This window comes from Marisediminitalea alba, assembly GCF_002993365.1.
Classification (GTDB): Bacteria; Pseudomonadota; Gammaproteobacteria; order Enterobacterales; family Alteromonadaceae; genus Alteromonas; species Alteromonas alba.
Genome location: NZ_PVNP01000016.1, coordinates 1 through 15,530, shown reverse-complemented (window position 1 = coordinate 15,530; position 15,530 = coordinate 1). Strand labels below are relative to the sequence as shown.

The window sequence follows — 15,530 nt, the reverse complement described above, 5'->3', positions numbered from 1 at the left end:
ATCTCATATGAAGTTGTTGGAATAGCTATCGATAAGCCTATCCCATTTGCAAACCCAATAGCATTTTTTAAGGACCGATAAGAAAACACCCCCGAATAATCGAATCATTACGCGTTTTTATTTTAAATGCCTGTCCAAGTTTTGAGTTAGTGCCTGTCCAAGTTTTGAATCAAGGATTTCCCACGCATCATCTGTTAACATCGTTCTTGGCATAGCAACATTACGGTTAATTATTTTTGGCGAAACAATTATACCTCGTTGCTATGCCGGCTGCTTTTCATACAAAGATCAACAACCTCTAGCGATAAATCGAATGAGTCAATACTTTTATTTTTCAGTTAAAGTGCCTGTCCAGTATTTTTGTACAAAGAATCGAATTATTGCGCATTCATATTTTTAAATGAGTGCCTAAGTGAGTGCCTGTCCACTATTCTCACTCTCAGCCTGGTACTCGCGTCCGGGATACCGAATACCGTATCGTTAAACAGTGCGTTTACGCTTTCAGCCTGTGCTTTGTCGCGATAGTAATAATAAACACTGCTAATCACAAAGATAACAAAGGCGATGCCAAGCCTGGTCAACTGTTGTTGCTTTGAGACTTCCCTGCGCATTCTAACTCACTATTCATAACCTGTAAGGAAGCTGAAATCACGACTGATCGGTCAGACGCTCAAATAAAAACTGTTTAAAGAGTACCCCAACCGCTTTCAGGGAGTCATTTAAACGATGATCGCCAGGTATCAGATGTAGCGTGATATTAAGCTGTTTAGCGAAGTTTAAAATATTCTCCGCAGGAATGATTTCGTCCTGCCAGCCGTGAACGCAGGTTACCGGACAAGAGACCGGATAGGATTGTACCTTGTAGCCAGGCATTGCTACGGCCGGCGCCAGCAAAAACACTCCGCGTACTTTATGCTGTAAAGCCGTAACCAAAGACACATAACCGCCCATGCTGGAACCCACCAGTAACACTTCGGGATCGTCCTTGGGGATAGATTGCATCAGCCTTTCTACCCTTTTTTCCGGATCCAGGGTGTCGCTGTAGTCAATACTTTGGATCTGACAGCCCATTTCTTCAGCGATGTTTGCCAGAAACCGTATTTTGGTTCCCCACGGGCCACTTTCTTTACCGTGTGAAAAGATAACTTTCACGCACAACTCCTTATCTAGAAGCGTGATTATCCGATATTACGGATAAATAACAATGGTATTTATCTTACATTATACGGTTTTAGTAACAAATTTATGAAACCCAGCCTCAGGCAGCGGTAGCCCAACCTTTTAAGTAGTGACATTGCACCAGTGACTGTAATTTCTTGCAGGCCTTCACGTACTTGCTATCCCGCTGGTAGTAAACCTGCTCAATAATCTGGCCGTTTTCGTCAATCAAAAAGCTGGCTAAGCGGGCCTTACGGTGAGGCAGGTAAAACTGGTGCAGCGATAACCGGCGGCTCACCGGCAAATTGGCAATGATCTGATAAAAACAAAACGGCAGCTTCATAGTGGTGGCGCGGCTGTCACCGCCGTAAAGATCCAGTACCTGCTGAAAAGCGTCATGCCCCTCGCCCACTGAAATACCAAAGCGTTCAATTAAGTTATCAATTGTTTTTAAACCTGTGTTCATCACAATACCCTCAAATACTGTATAGCTAAACAGTACTGTATAATTTATCAGCATTCAAGCTTTTTGTGATTTATTTTAAACCGGTTTATTTTAAACAGAGTGATTTTGCAGACTACAGCCTGAATTAAAAACGCCGGTCAGGTTTCCCTGCCGGCGTTTGTTTAACTACCAATTGCGGCACACCTGGTGCGCCCGTAGCGACTATTTGGAAATCATCCCTTCAGATGGCTCAGTAGCCAGTGCCGAGCGCTTATTTCTGGTCAGGCCATTTTTAATGTCATCCAGAATAACGTACAACGCAGGCACCAATAGTAAGGTGATCACCGTGGCAAACAAGATCCCAAACGCCAGGGATATGGCCATGGGGATAACCACCTGCGCCTGCAAACTGCGTTCAAACATTATCGGTACCAGGCCCATGAAGGTGGTCAGAGAGGTAAGAATAATCGCTCTGAACCGCTGCGTACCTGCACTAATTGCCGCATCCATCAGGCGGTGGCCCTCCTGACGTGCGCGGTTAACAAAATCAACCATGATCAGGCTGTCGTTAACCACCACGCCCGAGAGCGCGATAATGCCGCAAATCGACAATACACTGACTGCATGGCCCAGCATCAGGTGGCCCAGTATTGCCCCTACGATACCAAAAGGGATCACCGACATAATGATCAACGGTTGCGTATAAGAGCGTAACGGAATCGCTAACAATGCATAAATTGCAAAAAGAGCAAACAATAACCCCTGGGCGAGCGATGTCATGGCTTCCATTTGTTCACGGGAGTTACCTTGCAGCTTAAACTCTACCCGCGGGTACTTTTTCATGATTTCCGGAATTACCCGGGTGATCATTTCCATGGTGACTTCGTTAGGCTCAGCAATGTCTTTATCAACCGCTGCCGAAACTGTTACCGAACGCTGACCGTCAACCCGGATGATTGAATCGTACCCTTTACCCAGTTCGATATCAGCCACCTGTTCAAACGGCACATCCTGGCCCGCCGGCGAACGCACCCGCATGGTTTCCAGATGGCCAATGGAGTTACGTTCTTCCTTGGGATAACGCACCATCACCTTAACTTCTTCGTCGTCACGCTGTACGCGCTGAACTTCGGCACCATAAAAACCGTAACGTACCTGCTGCCCTAATTGCTGTAGGGTAATACCAAGGGCTTCTGCCTGCGGTTTTAACTGTAACTGAATTTCATCGGCGCCACCGGCGAAGGTATCGTTAATATCAGACACCCCGTTATACTCGGCCAGTGCAGCTTTAACGTCCTTACTGATGAGTTCGAGTTGAGTAGTATCACTGGAACTGAATTCAAAGCTTAAGTCAGAGCCGCCACCAGGGCCACCCGGAGCATTAAAGTTCAAGGTTTTCACGCCGGGAATTTCCGGCATAAACTCACGCCAGCGACGCTGAATTTCGGTATCGGTAACCTCCCGTGATTCACCTTTACTCAATTCGGCGAACACCTGGCCACCCAGCGAACCCTGATCGAAGGCTACCGCGTGGCTGATCACTCCTGAACCGGTCTCCCGAGTGAGCTGTTCATCCATCCGATACATTGCATCGAGTAAGGTGTCCAGCGCTTTATCACGTTGCGACAGTGATGAACCCGGTTCCAGCTCCACCGAAGCCATAACAAAGTCACTTGGAATGGTGGGGAAGAAAACGAACCGCACCCAGTCGCCCTTAAACATGCCGTAGGTTAAGATCAGCATGCTGACAAACGCGGCTAGTGTCACATAGCGGGCTTTTACCGCTTTAACCAAAAACGGCGCGTAAATGTTTTTAATAAACGATTTAATGCCTTCACTAAAGAAATCACGGAAGCGTTGAAAACGGTTAGCTTTAGCCGGATCGTAAGGTTTGAGGCGCATATGCGCCAAGTGAGCCGGCAGAATAAGCTTCGACTCGATAAGTGAAAAAGTCAGGCACACAATGACTACCAGTCCAATGGTTTTCCATATCACCCCAAACGGACCAGACACCATCAGCATCGGCGAAAAAGCGGCAATGGTGGTAAGTACCCCGAAGGTGGCTGGCATGGCAACCTTTTTTACACCGGCAATCACATTATCTGTGCTGTGCCCTTTGGCATCGATTTCTGAATAAGCCGACTCCCCCATAATAATGGCATCATCCACCACTATCCCCAGCACCAGAATAAAGGCAAACAAGCTGAGCATATTAATAGATACACCCAGGCCTTCCATGGGCAATACCAGCAACGTGCCTAAAAAGCACACTGGCAGCCCGACCATTACCCAGAACGCCAGTTTAATTTTAAGAAACAGTGACAGTACCAAAAATACCAGCACCCCACCCCAGAACATGTTTTCCAGCATCATGTTAAGGCGGTCGGCCAGGTAGAACGACGAATCGCCCCAGGCATCAGCTTTAATATGCGCCGGAAAGTCCTTTTTATTTTTCTCCAGGTACTGATTCACTTCTTTAGATATTTCCAGCGCATTTTGGTCGCCCACGGCTTTTACCCGCACGTTAACCGCCGGCTGGTTATCAAACATGGCATACTGGGGATCTTCTACAAAGCCGTCATCAATGGTGGCAATGTCCCCCAGCGTCAGGCGCGAACCGTCAGCGCGGGTTAACAGCACAATCTGCGCAAACTCCCAGCCAGTGTATGCCTGGCCTTTAGTCCGCAGCAGAATATTGCCGTTATCCGACTTGATTGCGCCACCGGGTAAATCCACCGACGATTGACGTATGGCATTCACCACTTCAGAAAAGGTTAAATCGTATTTCTGCAGCGTGTATTCGGACATTTCGATAGAAATTTCATAGTCGCGATCGCCCACCACCTGAACACTGGAAATGCCCGGCAAGTTGGCTACGTCGTCACGCAGGTTTTTAGCGAACTCCTTTAATTCCCGTTCGCTGGCATCGCCGTACACGGCAATCCACAGTACATCCTGCTGGAACTTGGTGCGATAAACTATAGGCTTCTCGGTGTTACCGGGGAAACTGGGAATGGCGTCGACCTGAGACTTTACCTCATCGAGGACCACCTGAACGTCGTAGTCTTCTTCTACTTCGATAGTAACCGAGCCCATCCCTTCGGTGGCAGTCGAGGTGATCTGTTTAATGCCGTCGAGATCTTTAATCGCATCTTCAACTTTTAACAGAACACCTTCTTCTACTTCCTGTGGCGCAGCGCCGAGATAAGGCACCCGCACCGAAATGATGTTCACCTCAAAATTAGGAAACACCTGCTTTTGAATACCGAAAGCCCCAAATACACCGCCGATGAGCAAAATCCACATCAGCAGGTTGGCCGCCACGCTGTTGCGGGCAAACCAGGCTATCAGGCCTTTATGCGTGTTATATGCTTGCATGACTTATGCTCCGGTATCTAACGCAGCATCTTCATCGGCTACGTCCTGTTCTGCAGGATCCTGCTCAGGCAAACGCACCGGCATGCCATTATACGGATTAGGAACAGCGCTACGTACCACCTTGTCACCATCGCTCAGACCGGCCGAGATATAAACCGATTCAGGGCTGGAACGGGCAATGTCTACCTGTTTTATTTGCAGTTCGTTATTCTCGTCGGCTACCAGAACGGTGCCATCAAGGCGCAGTAAGCTGCGTGGGATCACAATTAATGAGCGTGCGTCTGTCCCGCTAATTACGGCCTGTACAAACTGGCCAAAGCGCAGTGGAACATTAAACTCGCTGTTATCCCGCAGGTACGGATCGCGTACTTCTACTACTGCGTAAATCAACCGATTAGTGGTATCCAACACGCCTTCACTACGCACCAGCGTGCCCTGCCACTGCTGAAACTTACCGCCTACCATGGCGCTCAGCGTAACCGGATTGCGGTGGGAAATACCGCTTTCAAGATCAATAAAGGCCAAATCCGCATCAGTAAGCGGTAAGCGCACTTCGGCCACCTCGGTAGAATAAAGCTCGCCCACCAGGGCGCCGGTACCTACAAACTGGCCCAGATCGGCGTTACGCTCAATCACAATGCCATCATAGGGGGCAATGACCTGAGTCCGGTCGAGATTGCGCTGTGCTCTGGCAAGCTTGGCTTTAGCGGCTTTTACATTGGCCTGTTCTTTGGCCAGTTGTGGTTTACGCAGGCCAAGTTCAGGCGGTACTACGCCATTTACCGAACGCCATTCTTCTGCGGCCACTTTGCCGCGGGCTATTTCTTCCTGCAGGGCTGCTTCGGCCTGAGCCAGCTCGGCCTCGGCCAGGCTCAGATCAGTTTGATAATCGTCTTGTTCCAGGGTAAGCAGCACGTCGCCTTTGTTAAAAAAACCACCCACCACAAAATTGTCGGCTATCTCCACAACCCGGCCACTCACCTGGGTGGCAATGCTGGTTTTGTGCTTGGGCTGGACATTGCCCTGGCTGGTGACTGTAAACTCCACATGCTCGGTGTACACCGGCTGTGCATCAACTAAAAACGCCAGCTCTTCTACTACTTTTTTCTCCGGCGGTTTTTTCGACAGGATCATAATACCGGCTGCGATAAGCGCCAGGCCCAGTAATAAAATCGGCAGCGCCGACCTGATTAAAGACGATAACTTCATTAATGTGCCACTCTGGTTGTCTGCTGATCTACGCCAGCCTGCTAAACATAAACTTGTCTAACGGTAATATTACGAAGTAAGCCACGTAAACGCTTTATATCTTTTGTTAATAAATGTGTCGATTTATCAAGATGTTTATTGCAAAGGTAAATTTTGATTTTATTAATCAGTATCACCGTTAATTTGTGACCACATTTCGAACAAAACCGCTTGAAACGGTGATTATTTGAGCGTAACTTGTAATTTAATTACAGATTGTTGAGCTGGAGAGAAAACAATGAGTCTGAAGAAACAATATTTAAAATCTAAACCAATCTGCAAAGTAACTTTCAAGTTAAAGGCCAGTGAAGCCAATAATGCCGACACTGCCAAGCTGCTAGGCGATTTTAATGCGTGGGATATCCAGGCTGAACCAATGAAAAAGCTTAAGAACGGCGATTTTACCCAAACGGTAAACCTGCCTGCGGAAGCGGAATACCAGTTCCGTTATTTGCTCGATGACGAAAATTGGGAAAACGACTGGGAAGCCGATGCTTACTCGCCTTCACCGGTGAGTTTTGACGATAATTCAGTGGTTCGGGTATAGCGAAAAGCGCCCGGCAGACAACCTGCCTGCCGGGCGTATTTAACTGGCTCAGCCCTTAGCTGCCCAGCGCGCTTTCGATTTCCGGTAAGGCATCAAACAGGTCTGCTACCAAACCGTAGTCCGCTACCTGAAAAATAGGCGCTTCCGGATCCTTGTTGATGGCGACAATCACTTTTGAGTCCTTCATACCCGCTAAGTGCTGGATAGCGCCGGATATGCCTACCGCTATATAAAGCTGTGGCGCAACAATCTTACCGGTTTGCCCTACCTGCATATCGTTAGGTACAAACCCGGCATCGACGGCCGCCCGGCTTGCCCCTACGGCAGCTCCAAGCTGGTCGGCTATCCGCTCCAGCATGGCAAAGTGCTCACCATCCTTCATACCGCGTCCACCGGAGATAACAATGTCTGCCGCCGTCAGTTCAGGGCGATCTGACTTGGTCATTTCGTCACTTTCAAAGGTTACCTGAGTGTTTTCGATTACCGTTGCTAGAGTCTCAACTGAAACACTGTCCCCCTCTTGTGCTGCATCAAAGGCCGAGGCCCGAACCGTAACTACCTTAACGGCATCGCTACTTTGCACTGTTGCGATAGCGTTACCGGCATATATAGGTCGCACAAAGGTATCTTGGCTTTCGATGCCAATGATATCAGATAGCTGCACCACATCGAGTAACGCCGCCACCCGTGGCATAAAGTTCTTACCGGTAGTGGTAGCCGCCGCCAGAATATGAGTATAACCCTCTGCGATATCGAGTACTAAATCGGCGGTGTTCTCAGCAAGCTGATGTGCGTAGGCCGGATTGTCTGCCAGCATGACACGTTTTACGCCGGCAATAGTAGCTGCCTGCTCGGCTACTGCCGCGCAATCTAATCCGGCTACCAGAATATGGATATCGTCACCAAGCTGTGTGGCAGCTGTTACCAGTTTGTGCGTTTCCGATTTAAGGTGTTTATTATCATGCTCTGCGTAAATCAGTATGCTCATGAGATCACCTTTGCTTCTTCGCGAAGTTTTGCCATCAGTTCAGCCACTGTCTCAACTTTAACACCTGCACTTCTGGCCGGTGGAGGCGTTACTTTCAAGGTTGTTACCCGTGGGGTAATGTCCACGCCCAGTTCGTCGGTACTCATTACCGCCAGCGGTTTACGTTTAGCTTTCATGATATCCGGCAATTTGGCATAGCGTGGTTCATTTAAGCGTAAATCGGTAGACACCACTGCAGGCATGCTGAGTTTCAGGGTTTGCAATCCACCGTCGATTTCGCGGGTCACTTTCAGGCTGTCGTCACCCTCTACTTCCACCGCCGAGGCAAAGGTCGCCTGGGGCATTTTGGTTAATGCTGCCAGCATCTGACCGGTCTGATTATTATCAGAATCGATGGCTTGTTTACCAATAATCACCAGGCCCGGTGATTCCTGCTCCACCAGGCGAGCCAGAATCTTGGCAACCTGTAACGACTCAGGAAACGTTTCGCACTCCACATGAATACCGCGGTCTGCACCGAGCGCCATGGCATTTCGGATCTGCTCCTGACATGCCTTAGGGCCAATGCTAACGGCAACAATTTCCGTCGCGATACCTTTTTCCTTTAATCTGACCGCCTCTTCCACTGCTATTTCACAAAAAGGATTCATGGCCATTTTAGCGTTGGTTAAATCCACATCGGATTGATCGGATTTAACCCGCACTTTTACGTTGTAATCGATTACCCGTTTTACCGGCACCAGTATTTTCATATAAGCCTCTTTCATCCTTTACGGTTTAGTCTGCTTAGATCGTGCTCCAATAACTATGGCACTTTAATGACAGCAACTGTCAATTTGACGTAACAACACTTTTGCAACATCTTTAGCATAAAATTTACTTGCAGTTGACGTTAACGTCAACCTGGTTTAGTTTGACGCAACGCAATAAAAGCCATGAAAGTGGCAAATAAGGTTGCCAGTTAACGCCCCTACAGAGAACAATAAAATCAAATCAGAATATGAGGAGAAAGGCCGTGAAAAGAGAATCAATGGAGTTTGACGTTGTGATTGTTGGCGCAGGTCCATCGGGCCTCGCTACCGCTATCCGACTGGCTCAACAGGCTGAGCAGTCGGGCTCTGAGTTATCCATCTGTATCGTCGAGAAAGGTTCGGAAGTCGGTGCTCATATTCTATCCGGTGGCGTGATGGAAAGCGCGGCCCTCAGCGAACTCATTCCCGACTGGCAGGAGAAAGGCGCGCCGCTTAATCAACCGGTAACCGAGGATGCCACGTATCTGTTACGCAGCGAGAGCGCCAGTATTAAGCTGCCGGATCTGATTACGCCTAAAACCATGCATAATAAAGGCAACTATATTGTTTCACTCGGGAATCTGTGTCGCTGGCTTGCCGAGCAGGCCGAAGGCATGGGTATTGAAATATTTCCCGGCTTTGCTGCTGCGGATGTTTTTTATAACGATGATGGCAGCGTGGGCGGCATTATTACCGGCGATATGGGCGTGGCTGCTGATGGCTCTGAAAAAGATAGCTACATGCCGGGTATGTTACTTAAAGCAAAATATACCGTTTTTGCCGAAGGGTGTCGTGGTCATCTGGGTAAAACCCTGATTGAAAAGTTTACCTTGGATAAGAACGCCACAGCGCAACATTATGCCATCGGTTTTAAAGAAATCTGGCAGGTCGATCCGGCAGTACATCAGCCGGGCCTGGTTGTTCACACTGCTGGCTGGCCATTAACGGAAGCCTCCGGAGGCAGTTATTTATATCATGCCGAAAATAATCAAATTTATGTTGGTTTAATTGTTGATTTGAATTACGACAACCCGTATTTAAGTCCCTTCGATGAATTTCAACGCATGAAACATCATCCGCTGTTTGCTCAATATTTAAACGGCGGTGAACGGGTAGCTTATGGTGCGCGAGCCATTACCAAAGGCGGATTTAATTCTTTACCACAAATGGCTTTTCCGGGGGGATGTCTGGTAGGTTGTAATGCCGGAACGTTAAATTTTTCTAAAATTAAAGGCATTCATACGGCAATTAAGTCGGGCAAAATGGCCGCAGAAGTTATTTTTAATCAAATTAATCAGGCGACCAACACAGACTTTTGTACAGAATTTAATCAGGCCTATCAGCAAAGTGATTTAAGAAATGAACTTTTTAAAGGACGGAACTTTGGCCCGGCCCTGCATAAATTTGGCAATTTACTGGGAGGTGCGTTTAATACGCTGGAACAAAATATTTTTAACGGCAATCTTTTTGTGACATTAAAAGATACTGATGCTGACTTTAAAAAATTAAAATCTGCCGCCCAGTGCCAGCCAATAAACTATGAAAAGCCGGATAATAAACTCAGTTTTGATAAATTATCATCGGTGTATTTAGCCAATACCAGTCACGACGAGGACCAACCCTGTCACCTGCAGTTAAAAGACCCGGAAATACCGGTAAAGGTTAATCTGCCAAGTTACGCGGAACCAGCACAACGCTACTGCCCTGCTGGTGTATACGAGATAGTTGAGGGTGACGACAAGCAACCGCAGTTTCAGATTAATGCGGCCAATTGCGTACATTGTAAAACCTGTGACATTAAAGATCCGGCGCAAAATATCCGCTGGGTGGTACCCGAAGGCGCCAGCGGTCCTAATTATCCGAATATGTAATTCGTTTATTGTTTTAAATATAATTTTGAAAAACCACGAGATTAAATTAGAATTGTCATAGTTTTTAAACATAGGCAGATAATTAATGAGTGAGTTTTTAGAAATTTTAACTCATGGACGACGTTTACAAGGTGCCGTAAAGGATTTATCGGTAGAAGAGTTAACGAGTGTTCAGGAAAAGCTGAATAACATTATCGAAAAAAGAAAAGAGCAGGAAGCTGAATTAATTAAAGCCCAGCAGGAGAAACTTGCCAAGCTTGAAGAAATTAAAAAACAAATGGAAGAAGCCGGCATTGATGTAGCCGATTTACAGGATGTGGCAGAAACCAAGCCAAAACGTAAATCCGGTAAAAAACGTCCGGTTAAATATAAAATTACCGTTGATGGTGAAACTGTCGCCTGGACCGGCGTTGGCAGAATGCCGGTAGTATTTAAAGATGCCCTTGCAAAAGGTCAGTCTTTAGAAGATTTCGCAATTTAATCTTTAATAGCGGGGACTCTCCCCGCTTTTTTATTTACATGTCTATATCACTTAATTTTGCGCAGTATCACTGCGAAAAACAAAATGCCCCCTGGGTTGTTTTGATTCATGGTTTGTTTGGTAATCTGGATAATTTAGCCGCACTCAGACGCCACCTTACAGATGCCTTTAATGTCATTGCTATCGACTTACCGGACCACGGTGAATCGCCGTGGGTAGACACCTTTACCCTGGCAGACTGCGTTAGCGCGCTCGTCCGGGTGCTTGATGATCAGCACATTGATAAGTGTCATGTTGTGGGCCATTCGCTGGGTGGCAAAGTAGCCATGCTCACCGCGCTCACCCATCCGGACCGCGTTGATAAACTGGTGCCCATGGATATTGCTCCGGTCACCTACCCGCCTCATCACCAATCGGTATTTGCCGGTCTCAAAAAGGTTGATCTCAGCAGTATAAGCGGACGTAAAGAGGCAGACAGTGTGATGCAATCTGAGATTAAAATCCCCGGGGTCAGACAGTTTTTGTTAAAGAGCCTCTATCAGAGTGATGATGGTCAGTGGCAATGGCGGTTTAACGTGGCAGGCCTGGAAAAAGACTACGCTAACGTGGGCGGCTTCTCCGCGCCGGACAATGCACGCTTTGAAGGCGGTGTGACATTTATAAAAGGTGGCGAATCAGACTACATCACCCGGCAACATCAGGCAGTTATCGGCAAGTACTTCCCTAACGCTAAAGCCAAATTTGTTGAGGGCGTTGGTCACTGGTTACATGCCGAGAAACCGCAGGTAGTCAACGGGTTGGTCGAACGGGCGTTAACACCCTGACCATTAATTTTGTAAATGATAAACATTTGCATTTACAAAGACCGGTTGTGATATACTCCGCGCCAATCAGATTCTAAGAGCTGGCAGGCTGCGGAAGTTGTCATTCTGAGTTGCCGCAACGTCGGCCGCATTGACACAAAAGTCAGTAACAATGCCTGCGATAGCCACATTACTGTGGTATAGTTTGCGCGCGAAAATACAGTAAAGGTTTTTTATGCTTGCGAAGTATTACGAACAAATAGAATCTATCATGCTCGATTTAGGGCTGGTGATATTGTTTGTTCTGATGATTTTTGCCGTCCATGACGTATTGAAAAAGAACGATGTTCCCATGATTGGCCGGGTTGTCGCCTATGGTGTTCTGGGTCTGGGAGCCATGGGTTTTATTGCAAAAGGGATTATCCAGCTGTTCTGGCAGAGCAGCGGCGTATCCGGATAACCATTTTCAAAAGTAAGTAGATAGAGGTTAGATATGGCAAGTGTTGGCCTGTTTTTTGGTAGCGACACTGGCAATACAGAGCATGTTGCCAAGTTAATTCAAAAAGAATTGGGTAAAAACCTGATTGACGTTCACGATATTGCAAAGAGCTCTAAAGAGCAGATTGCAGAGTTTGATTTGCTGATTTTCGGTATTCCTACCTGGTATTACGGCGAAGCGCAGTGTGACTGGGACGATTTCTTCCCTGAGCTGGAGCAAATAGATTTTACCGACAAGCTGGTAGCCATCTTTGGTTGTGGTGATCAGGAAGACTACGCAGAGTATTTCCTTGATGCCATGGGCATGGTTCGTGACATCGTTGAAGCCCGTGGTGCTATCCTGGTAGGTCAGTGGTCTACCGACGGTTACGATTTTGAAGCCTCTAAAGGCATGGCCGATGACACTCACTTCGTGGGTCTGGGTATCGACGAAGACCGTCAGCCAGAACTCACCGACGAACGTGTTCGCGCCTGGTGTCAGCAGTTAAACGAAGAGCTTTGTCTGGCCGAACTGGCTTAAATTCGGCTTAAGTTCAAAAAACGCAGGTTTAGCCCTGCGTTTTTTTTGCCTGTAAACGGTTGGCTTATAAGATTTACCCCCGGCTTACCCTCATTCCTACCGAAGCAATTATATCACTGCCGGAACACCCGGTTTTACTGGCCAGCTTTTCCAGTCGACATTGCCCCGAACCATCTTCAAGACAAAACTCAAAGCGGGTCTGGGTTTTAACCGGCTTGTCTAAAATGCCGGCTGGCATTGCCGCCCATTTCCACTTAGCGACCACCTGCTGGGCTTCTTTTGCAAAATGTCGGCTGCTCGATTCCACTACACGAATACCGGTGACAGTGTTATCAGGCTTTATCACGTACTCAACAGTAGCGCATCCTGTATTAGCCGCCATGGCTTCTTTCTTTGGATAGCGGGCAGGAAAACGTTCGAGCGCCTGCCATTCAGGCATAGCCAGAACATCGGTGCTTAGTGGTAGTTGGGCATATTCACTTGTGGCGGGAGTGGTAGCGGGCTCAGTGGCGCCGCAGGCCACTATAAAGCCGGCGGCAAACACCGTTAAGATCGCATATTTCATTGTTCTTCCCTGAAAACTCTCGATTAATTTAAACTAAAGTCTAAACTTCGATACCGCCCTTTTCAAGTCAGCAATTTCTACGTCAATTTTCGAAGTAGACGCATTCGCCCGCTCAGTACTGTGGGCACTGAGTTCAGCGAGTTCCACAATTCGCTGTAAACTCCCAGCAACGTCCGCAAGCAGTGTATCCTGCCTTTCCGTATCGGTTACGATCTCGCGGTTAATCCGGCTCAGCTCCTGAATAATCACTGAAATTGAGGCAACTTGCTCAGTTACCTGTTCGGTGGCTTTAGCCCCCTGTTGCGCTTGTTCACGGCCCGTATTGATGGTTTGTACCGCCTGATGGGCATCTTTTTGTAAGCTGCCGATCATAGCTTCTATTTCTTCGGTGGAATTATGAGTACGGTTTGCCAGGGTTCTCACTTCGTCAGCCACCACCGCGAACCCCCTTCCCTGCTCGCCCGCTCGGGCCGCTTCGATAGCGGCATTCAACGCCAGCAAATTGGTTTGCTCAGCAATGGTTTTAATCACATCCAGAATACTGCCGATATTACGACTGTTCTCATCGAGGCGATGCACAACCTGCGCTGAAGCTTCGGCCTGACGGGCTTGCTCAAGCACCTGCTGACGGTTATTTTCAGCCAGTGCGGCAATGCTCTGACTCTGCTGTTCCACCTGACTCAGTTTTTCCATGGCGGTAGTGATCTGGTTGAGGTTATGATGGCTGGTTTCTCGCACATGATCGGTATTGGTAGCCGTGGTCTGAACCTGCTTGCGTTGTTCGCCAACCTGTTGCAGGCTTTCCTCGCCTAGCGCAATGCTCGATTTAGTCACCTCTTCAAGGCGGTGTTCCTGCGACAGGATATTGCCTACCAGACTCCGCAGACTCTCAGTCAGCGCATTAATTTTAGATGCCAGAGCGGCAAATTCATCACTGCCATTATCGTCCAGTTTACGAGTGAGATCGCCCTGACTCAGTTGAGTCAGACCGCGATTTATTTTTACCAACGGACGGGCTATGCTGCGGGTAGTAATAACAGCCAGCACCACCGCTGCAATTAAACCGATTACAAAGACCGCACCGGTTTTAACTAACGCGCCCATAACGGTGTCCAGAATTTTCTGTTGCGCATTCAGGGTACTGGCATTAATTTGTCCGTATAGCGAGCTAATGGTGGTTTGGGCCGAGTTCAGCGCTTTATTCGCTGCCCCCTGACGAGCGGCACTTTCGCTGGTAAACGCCAGCTTTTGCTTTTGCATCCACACCAGCCCGTTATTGCCGATGAGCTCAACAATAAACGCCTCATACTGCTCATTAAACATGTCTACTATGCCCTGGGTATCTACCGTTTCAGCCAGTCGGTTGAGGTAATCCTTATCAACTTCCAGGTTACTGATTTGATAAGCCAAATCTTCTTCAATAACGGCTGTTGCATCGGCTTCGCGGCTATTAACCAGATCTTCAATGGCCGTATTCATGGTGAGCAATTTGTTGTCGATATTATTGCCGGTACCAATTACTGTTTCGATGCCCGGATCGCTAGTGTCGAGATAGCTCAGGTCGAGCATTAAAGCACTCGCTTCATCGGCAATCATCAGTACTTTTTCGGACTGCTCAGCAATCTGCTCCTCAAAGATAAGCTGTTGCTCCAACGCTTCGTACATGCCAAGGCTTTGCTCTACATACTCCTGACTGGCTGCTATGGCCTGAGTGGCCTGTTTGTCATTACCCAGCAGTTTAGCCAGTTCGTCGAGGCCACGCACAAACGTTTCCGAGCGGGCGGCAAACTGCGACTTGCTGTTTTGCAATGCAGGCAACGAACTCACGTGATAACCATTGGCGGTAATCGTGGCCAGCGTGAGTATTTGTGTATTGACCTCGTTCATCAACGTTTGCACCGGCATTTTTTCTTCGATGACGTCTTCGGCGGAGGTTTGGATACCGGATAATCCCCAATAGGAAAGAATACTCGTAATTAACAATAAACAACCAAAGGATGCGAATCCCAGAATGATTTTATTAAGGCTATGTTCGGATTAACTGTTGTTGAATCGAAAAGAGCCTGTTTTCGTTAAGGTTTTCTGGATTATCCATAAACCTGAACCAACCCAGGTAGTGTTCCAAGTATTTTGTGGCTACTCCGTGAAACCGTTTCATCCACGCTTTCAGACGGCTGTGATAGGCGTTAACATTCTGAATATGAAAGACTTTATCTATCACCTTAACACCTCCCGCC

15 protein-coding genes and 1 pseudogene are annotated in these 15,530 nt (G+C 47.7%); 6 read left to right on the top strand and 10 right to left on the bottom strand.

Annotated elements, in window-relative coordinates:
• Positions 1-377: 377 nt before the first annotated feature.
• The 5 genes from C6Y40_RS02530 to C6Y40_RS02510 form a co-directional block, all read right to left on the bottom strand.
• Positions 378-611, bottom strand: a complete 234-nt coding sequence (locus C6Y40_RS02530) for a hypothetical protein (RefSeq protein ID WP_105933191.1) — start codon at positions 609-611, stop codon at positions 378-380.
• A 37-nt stretch (positions 612-648) separates the two neighbouring features.
• Entirely contained in the window at positions 649-1,152 is a 504-nt protein-coding gene (locus C6Y40_RS02525) for an alpha/beta hydrolase (RefSeq protein WP_205664738.1), read from the bottom strand.
• A gap of 106 nt (positions 1,153-1,258) precedes the next feature.
• Positions 1,259-1,624, bottom strand: coding sequence for a hypothetical protein (locus C6Y40_RS02520; protein WP_105933258.1), 366 nt, complete (start codon positions 1,622-1,624; stop codon positions 1,259-1,261).
• A gap of 201 nt (positions 1,625-1,825) precedes the next feature.
• On the bottom strand, positions 1,826-4,981 hold the full coding sequence (locus tag C6Y40_RS02515) for an efflux RND transporter permease subunit (RefSeq protein WP_105933189.1): 3,156 nt from the start codon (positions 4,979-4,981) through the stop codon (positions 1,826-1,828).
• A 3-nt stretch (positions 4,982-4,984) separates the two neighbouring features.
• Entirely contained in the window at positions 4,985-6,190 is a 1,206-nt protein-coding gene (locus C6Y40_RS02510) for an efflux RND transporter periplasmic adaptor subunit (RefSeq protein ID WP_105933188.1), read from the bottom strand.
• Between the two features lie 277 nt (positions 6,191-6,467).
• On the opposite strand from C6Y40_RS02510, the gene C6Y40_RS02505 reads away from it, so the two are divergent.
• On the top strand, positions 6,468-6,776 hold the full coding sequence (locus C6Y40_RS02505; protein ID WP_105933187.1) for an isoamylase early set domain-containing protein: 309 nt from the start codon (positions 6,468-6,470) through the stop codon (positions 6,774-6,776).
• Positions 6,777-6,831: 55 nt separating this feature from the next.
• Here C6Y40_RS02505 and C6Y40_RS02500 read toward each other — a convergent pair whose 3' ends face one another.
• Positions 6,832-7,764: an electron transfer flavoprotein subunit alpha/FixB family protein gene (locus C6Y40_RS02500; protein ID WP_105933186.1), complete on the bottom strand. Its 933-nt coding sequence runs from the start codon at positions 7,762-7,764 to the stop codon at positions 6,832-6,834.
• Positions 7,761-8,516, bottom strand: coding sequence for an electron transfer flavoprotein subunit beta/FixA family protein (locus tag C6Y40_RS02495; RefSeq protein ID WP_105933257.1), 756 nt, complete (start codon positions 8,514-8,516; stop codon positions 7,761-7,763). The genes C6Y40_RS02500 and C6Y40_RS02495 overlap by 4 nt, the downstream gene beginning before the upstream one ends.
• 263 nt (positions 8,517-8,779) lie before the next feature.
• Between C6Y40_RS02495 and C6Y40_RS02490 the strand changes: the two genes are divergently transcribed.
• The 5 genes from C6Y40_RS02490 (at position 8,780) to fldA (ending at position 12,728) form a co-directional block, all read left to right on the top strand.
• A complete protein-coding gene (locus C6Y40_RS02490) occupies positions 8,780-10,426 on the top strand; it encodes an electron transfer flavoprotein-ubiquinone oxidoreductase (protein ID WP_105933185.1) in 1,647 nt (548 codons plus the stop codon).
• Positions 10,427-10,511: 85 nt separating this feature from the next.
• Positions 10,512-10,907, top strand: coding sequence for an H-NS histone family protein (locus C6Y40_RS02485; protein WP_105933184.1), 396 nt, complete (start codon positions 10,512-10,514; stop codon positions 10,905-10,907).
• Positions 10,908-10,945: 38 nt separating this feature from the next.
• Positions 10,946-11,731, top strand: a complete 786-nt coding sequence (locus C6Y40_RS02480; protein ID WP_105933183.1) for an alpha/beta fold hydrolase — start codon at positions 10,946-10,948, stop codon at positions 11,729-11,731.
• A gap of 214 nt (positions 11,732-11,945) precedes the next feature.
• Positions 11,946-12,170: a DUF2788 domain-containing protein gene (locus C6Y40_RS02475; protein ID WP_070175106.1), complete on the top strand. Its 225-nt coding sequence runs from the start codon at positions 11,946-11,948 to the stop codon at positions 12,168-12,170.
• A 33-nt stretch (positions 12,171-12,203) separates the two neighbouring features.
• Positions 12,204-12,728, top strand: a complete 525-nt coding sequence (gene fldA / locus C6Y40_RS02470; protein WP_105933182.1) for a flavodoxin FldA — start codon at positions 12,204-12,206, stop codon at positions 12,726-12,728.
• A gap of 73 nt (positions 12,729-12,801) precedes the next feature.
• Here fldA and C6Y40_RS02465 read toward each other — a convergent pair whose 3' ends face one another.
• The 3 genes and pseudogenes from C6Y40_RS02465 to C6Y40_RS02455 form a co-directional block, all read right to left on the bottom strand.
• The gene (locus tag C6Y40_RS02465; protein ID WP_105933181.1) at positions 12,802-13,293 is read right to left on the bottom strand and encodes an energy transducer TonB; all 492 of its coding nucleotides are present in this window, start codon (positions 13,291-13,293) and stop codon (positions 12,802-12,804) included.
• A 33-nt stretch (positions 13,294-13,326) separates the two neighbouring features.
• A complete protein-coding gene (locus C6Y40_RS02460; RefSeq protein WP_240621827.1) occupies positions 13,327-15,276 on the bottom strand; it encodes a methyl-accepting chemotaxis protein in 1,950 nt (649 codons plus the stop codon).
• A gap of 43 nt (positions 15,277-15,319) precedes the next feature.
• Positions 15,320-15,530 (bottom strand): annotated as a pseudogene (locus C6Y40_RS02455) (IS1595 family transposase); the annotation flags it as partial.

Excerpts from the sequence above, each read along its gene's own strand:
- C6Y40_RS02530 (WP_105933191.1), bottom strand. The coding sequence starts at position 611 with ATGCGCAGGGAAGTCTCAAAGCAACAACAGTTGACCAGGCTTGGCATC.
- C6Y40_RS02520 (WP_105933258.1), bottom strand. The coding sequence starts at position 1,624 with ATGAACACAGGTTTAAAAACAATTGATAACTTAATTGAACGCTTTGGT.
- C6Y40_RS02515 (WP_105933189.1), bottom strand. The coding sequence starts at position 4,981 with ATGCAAGCATATAACACGCATAAAGGCCTGATAGCCTGGTTTGCCCGC.
- C6Y40_RS02510 (WP_105933188.1), bottom strand. The coding sequence starts at position 6,190 with ATGAAGTTATCGTCTTTAATCAGGTCGGCGCTGCCGATTTTATTACTG.
- C6Y40_RS02505 (WP_105933187.1), top strand. The coding sequence starts at position 6,468 with ATGAGTCTGAAGAAACAATATTTAAAATCTAAACCAATCTGCAAAGTA.
- C6Y40_RS02500 (WP_105933186.1), bottom strand. The coding sequence starts at position 7,764 with ATGAGCATACTGATTTACGCAGAGCATGATAATAAACACCTTAAATCG.
- C6Y40_RS02495 (WP_105933257.1), bottom strand. The coding sequence starts at position 8,516 with ATGAAAATACTGGTGCCGGTAAAACGGGTAATCGATTACAACGTAAAA.
- C6Y40_RS02485 (WP_105933184.1), top strand. The coding sequence starts at position 10,512 with ATGAGTGAGTTTTTAGAAATTTTAACTCATGGACGACGTTTACAAGGT.
- C6Y40_RS02480 (WP_105933183.1), top strand. The coding sequence starts at position 10,946 with ATGTCTATATCACTTAATTTTGCGCAGTATCACTGCGAAAAACAAAAT.
- C6Y40_RS02475 (WP_070175106.1), top strand. The coding sequence starts at position 11,946 with ATGCTTGCGAAGTATTACGAACAAATAGAATCTATCATGCTCGATTTA.
- fldA (WP_105933182.1), top strand. The coding sequence starts at position 12,204 with ATGGCAAGTGTTGGCCTGTTTTTTGGTAGCGACACTGGCAATACAGAG.
- C6Y40_RS02465 (WP_105933181.1), bottom strand. The coding sequence starts at position 13,293 with ATGAAATATGCGATCTTAACGGTGTTTGCCGCCGGCTTTATAGTGGCC.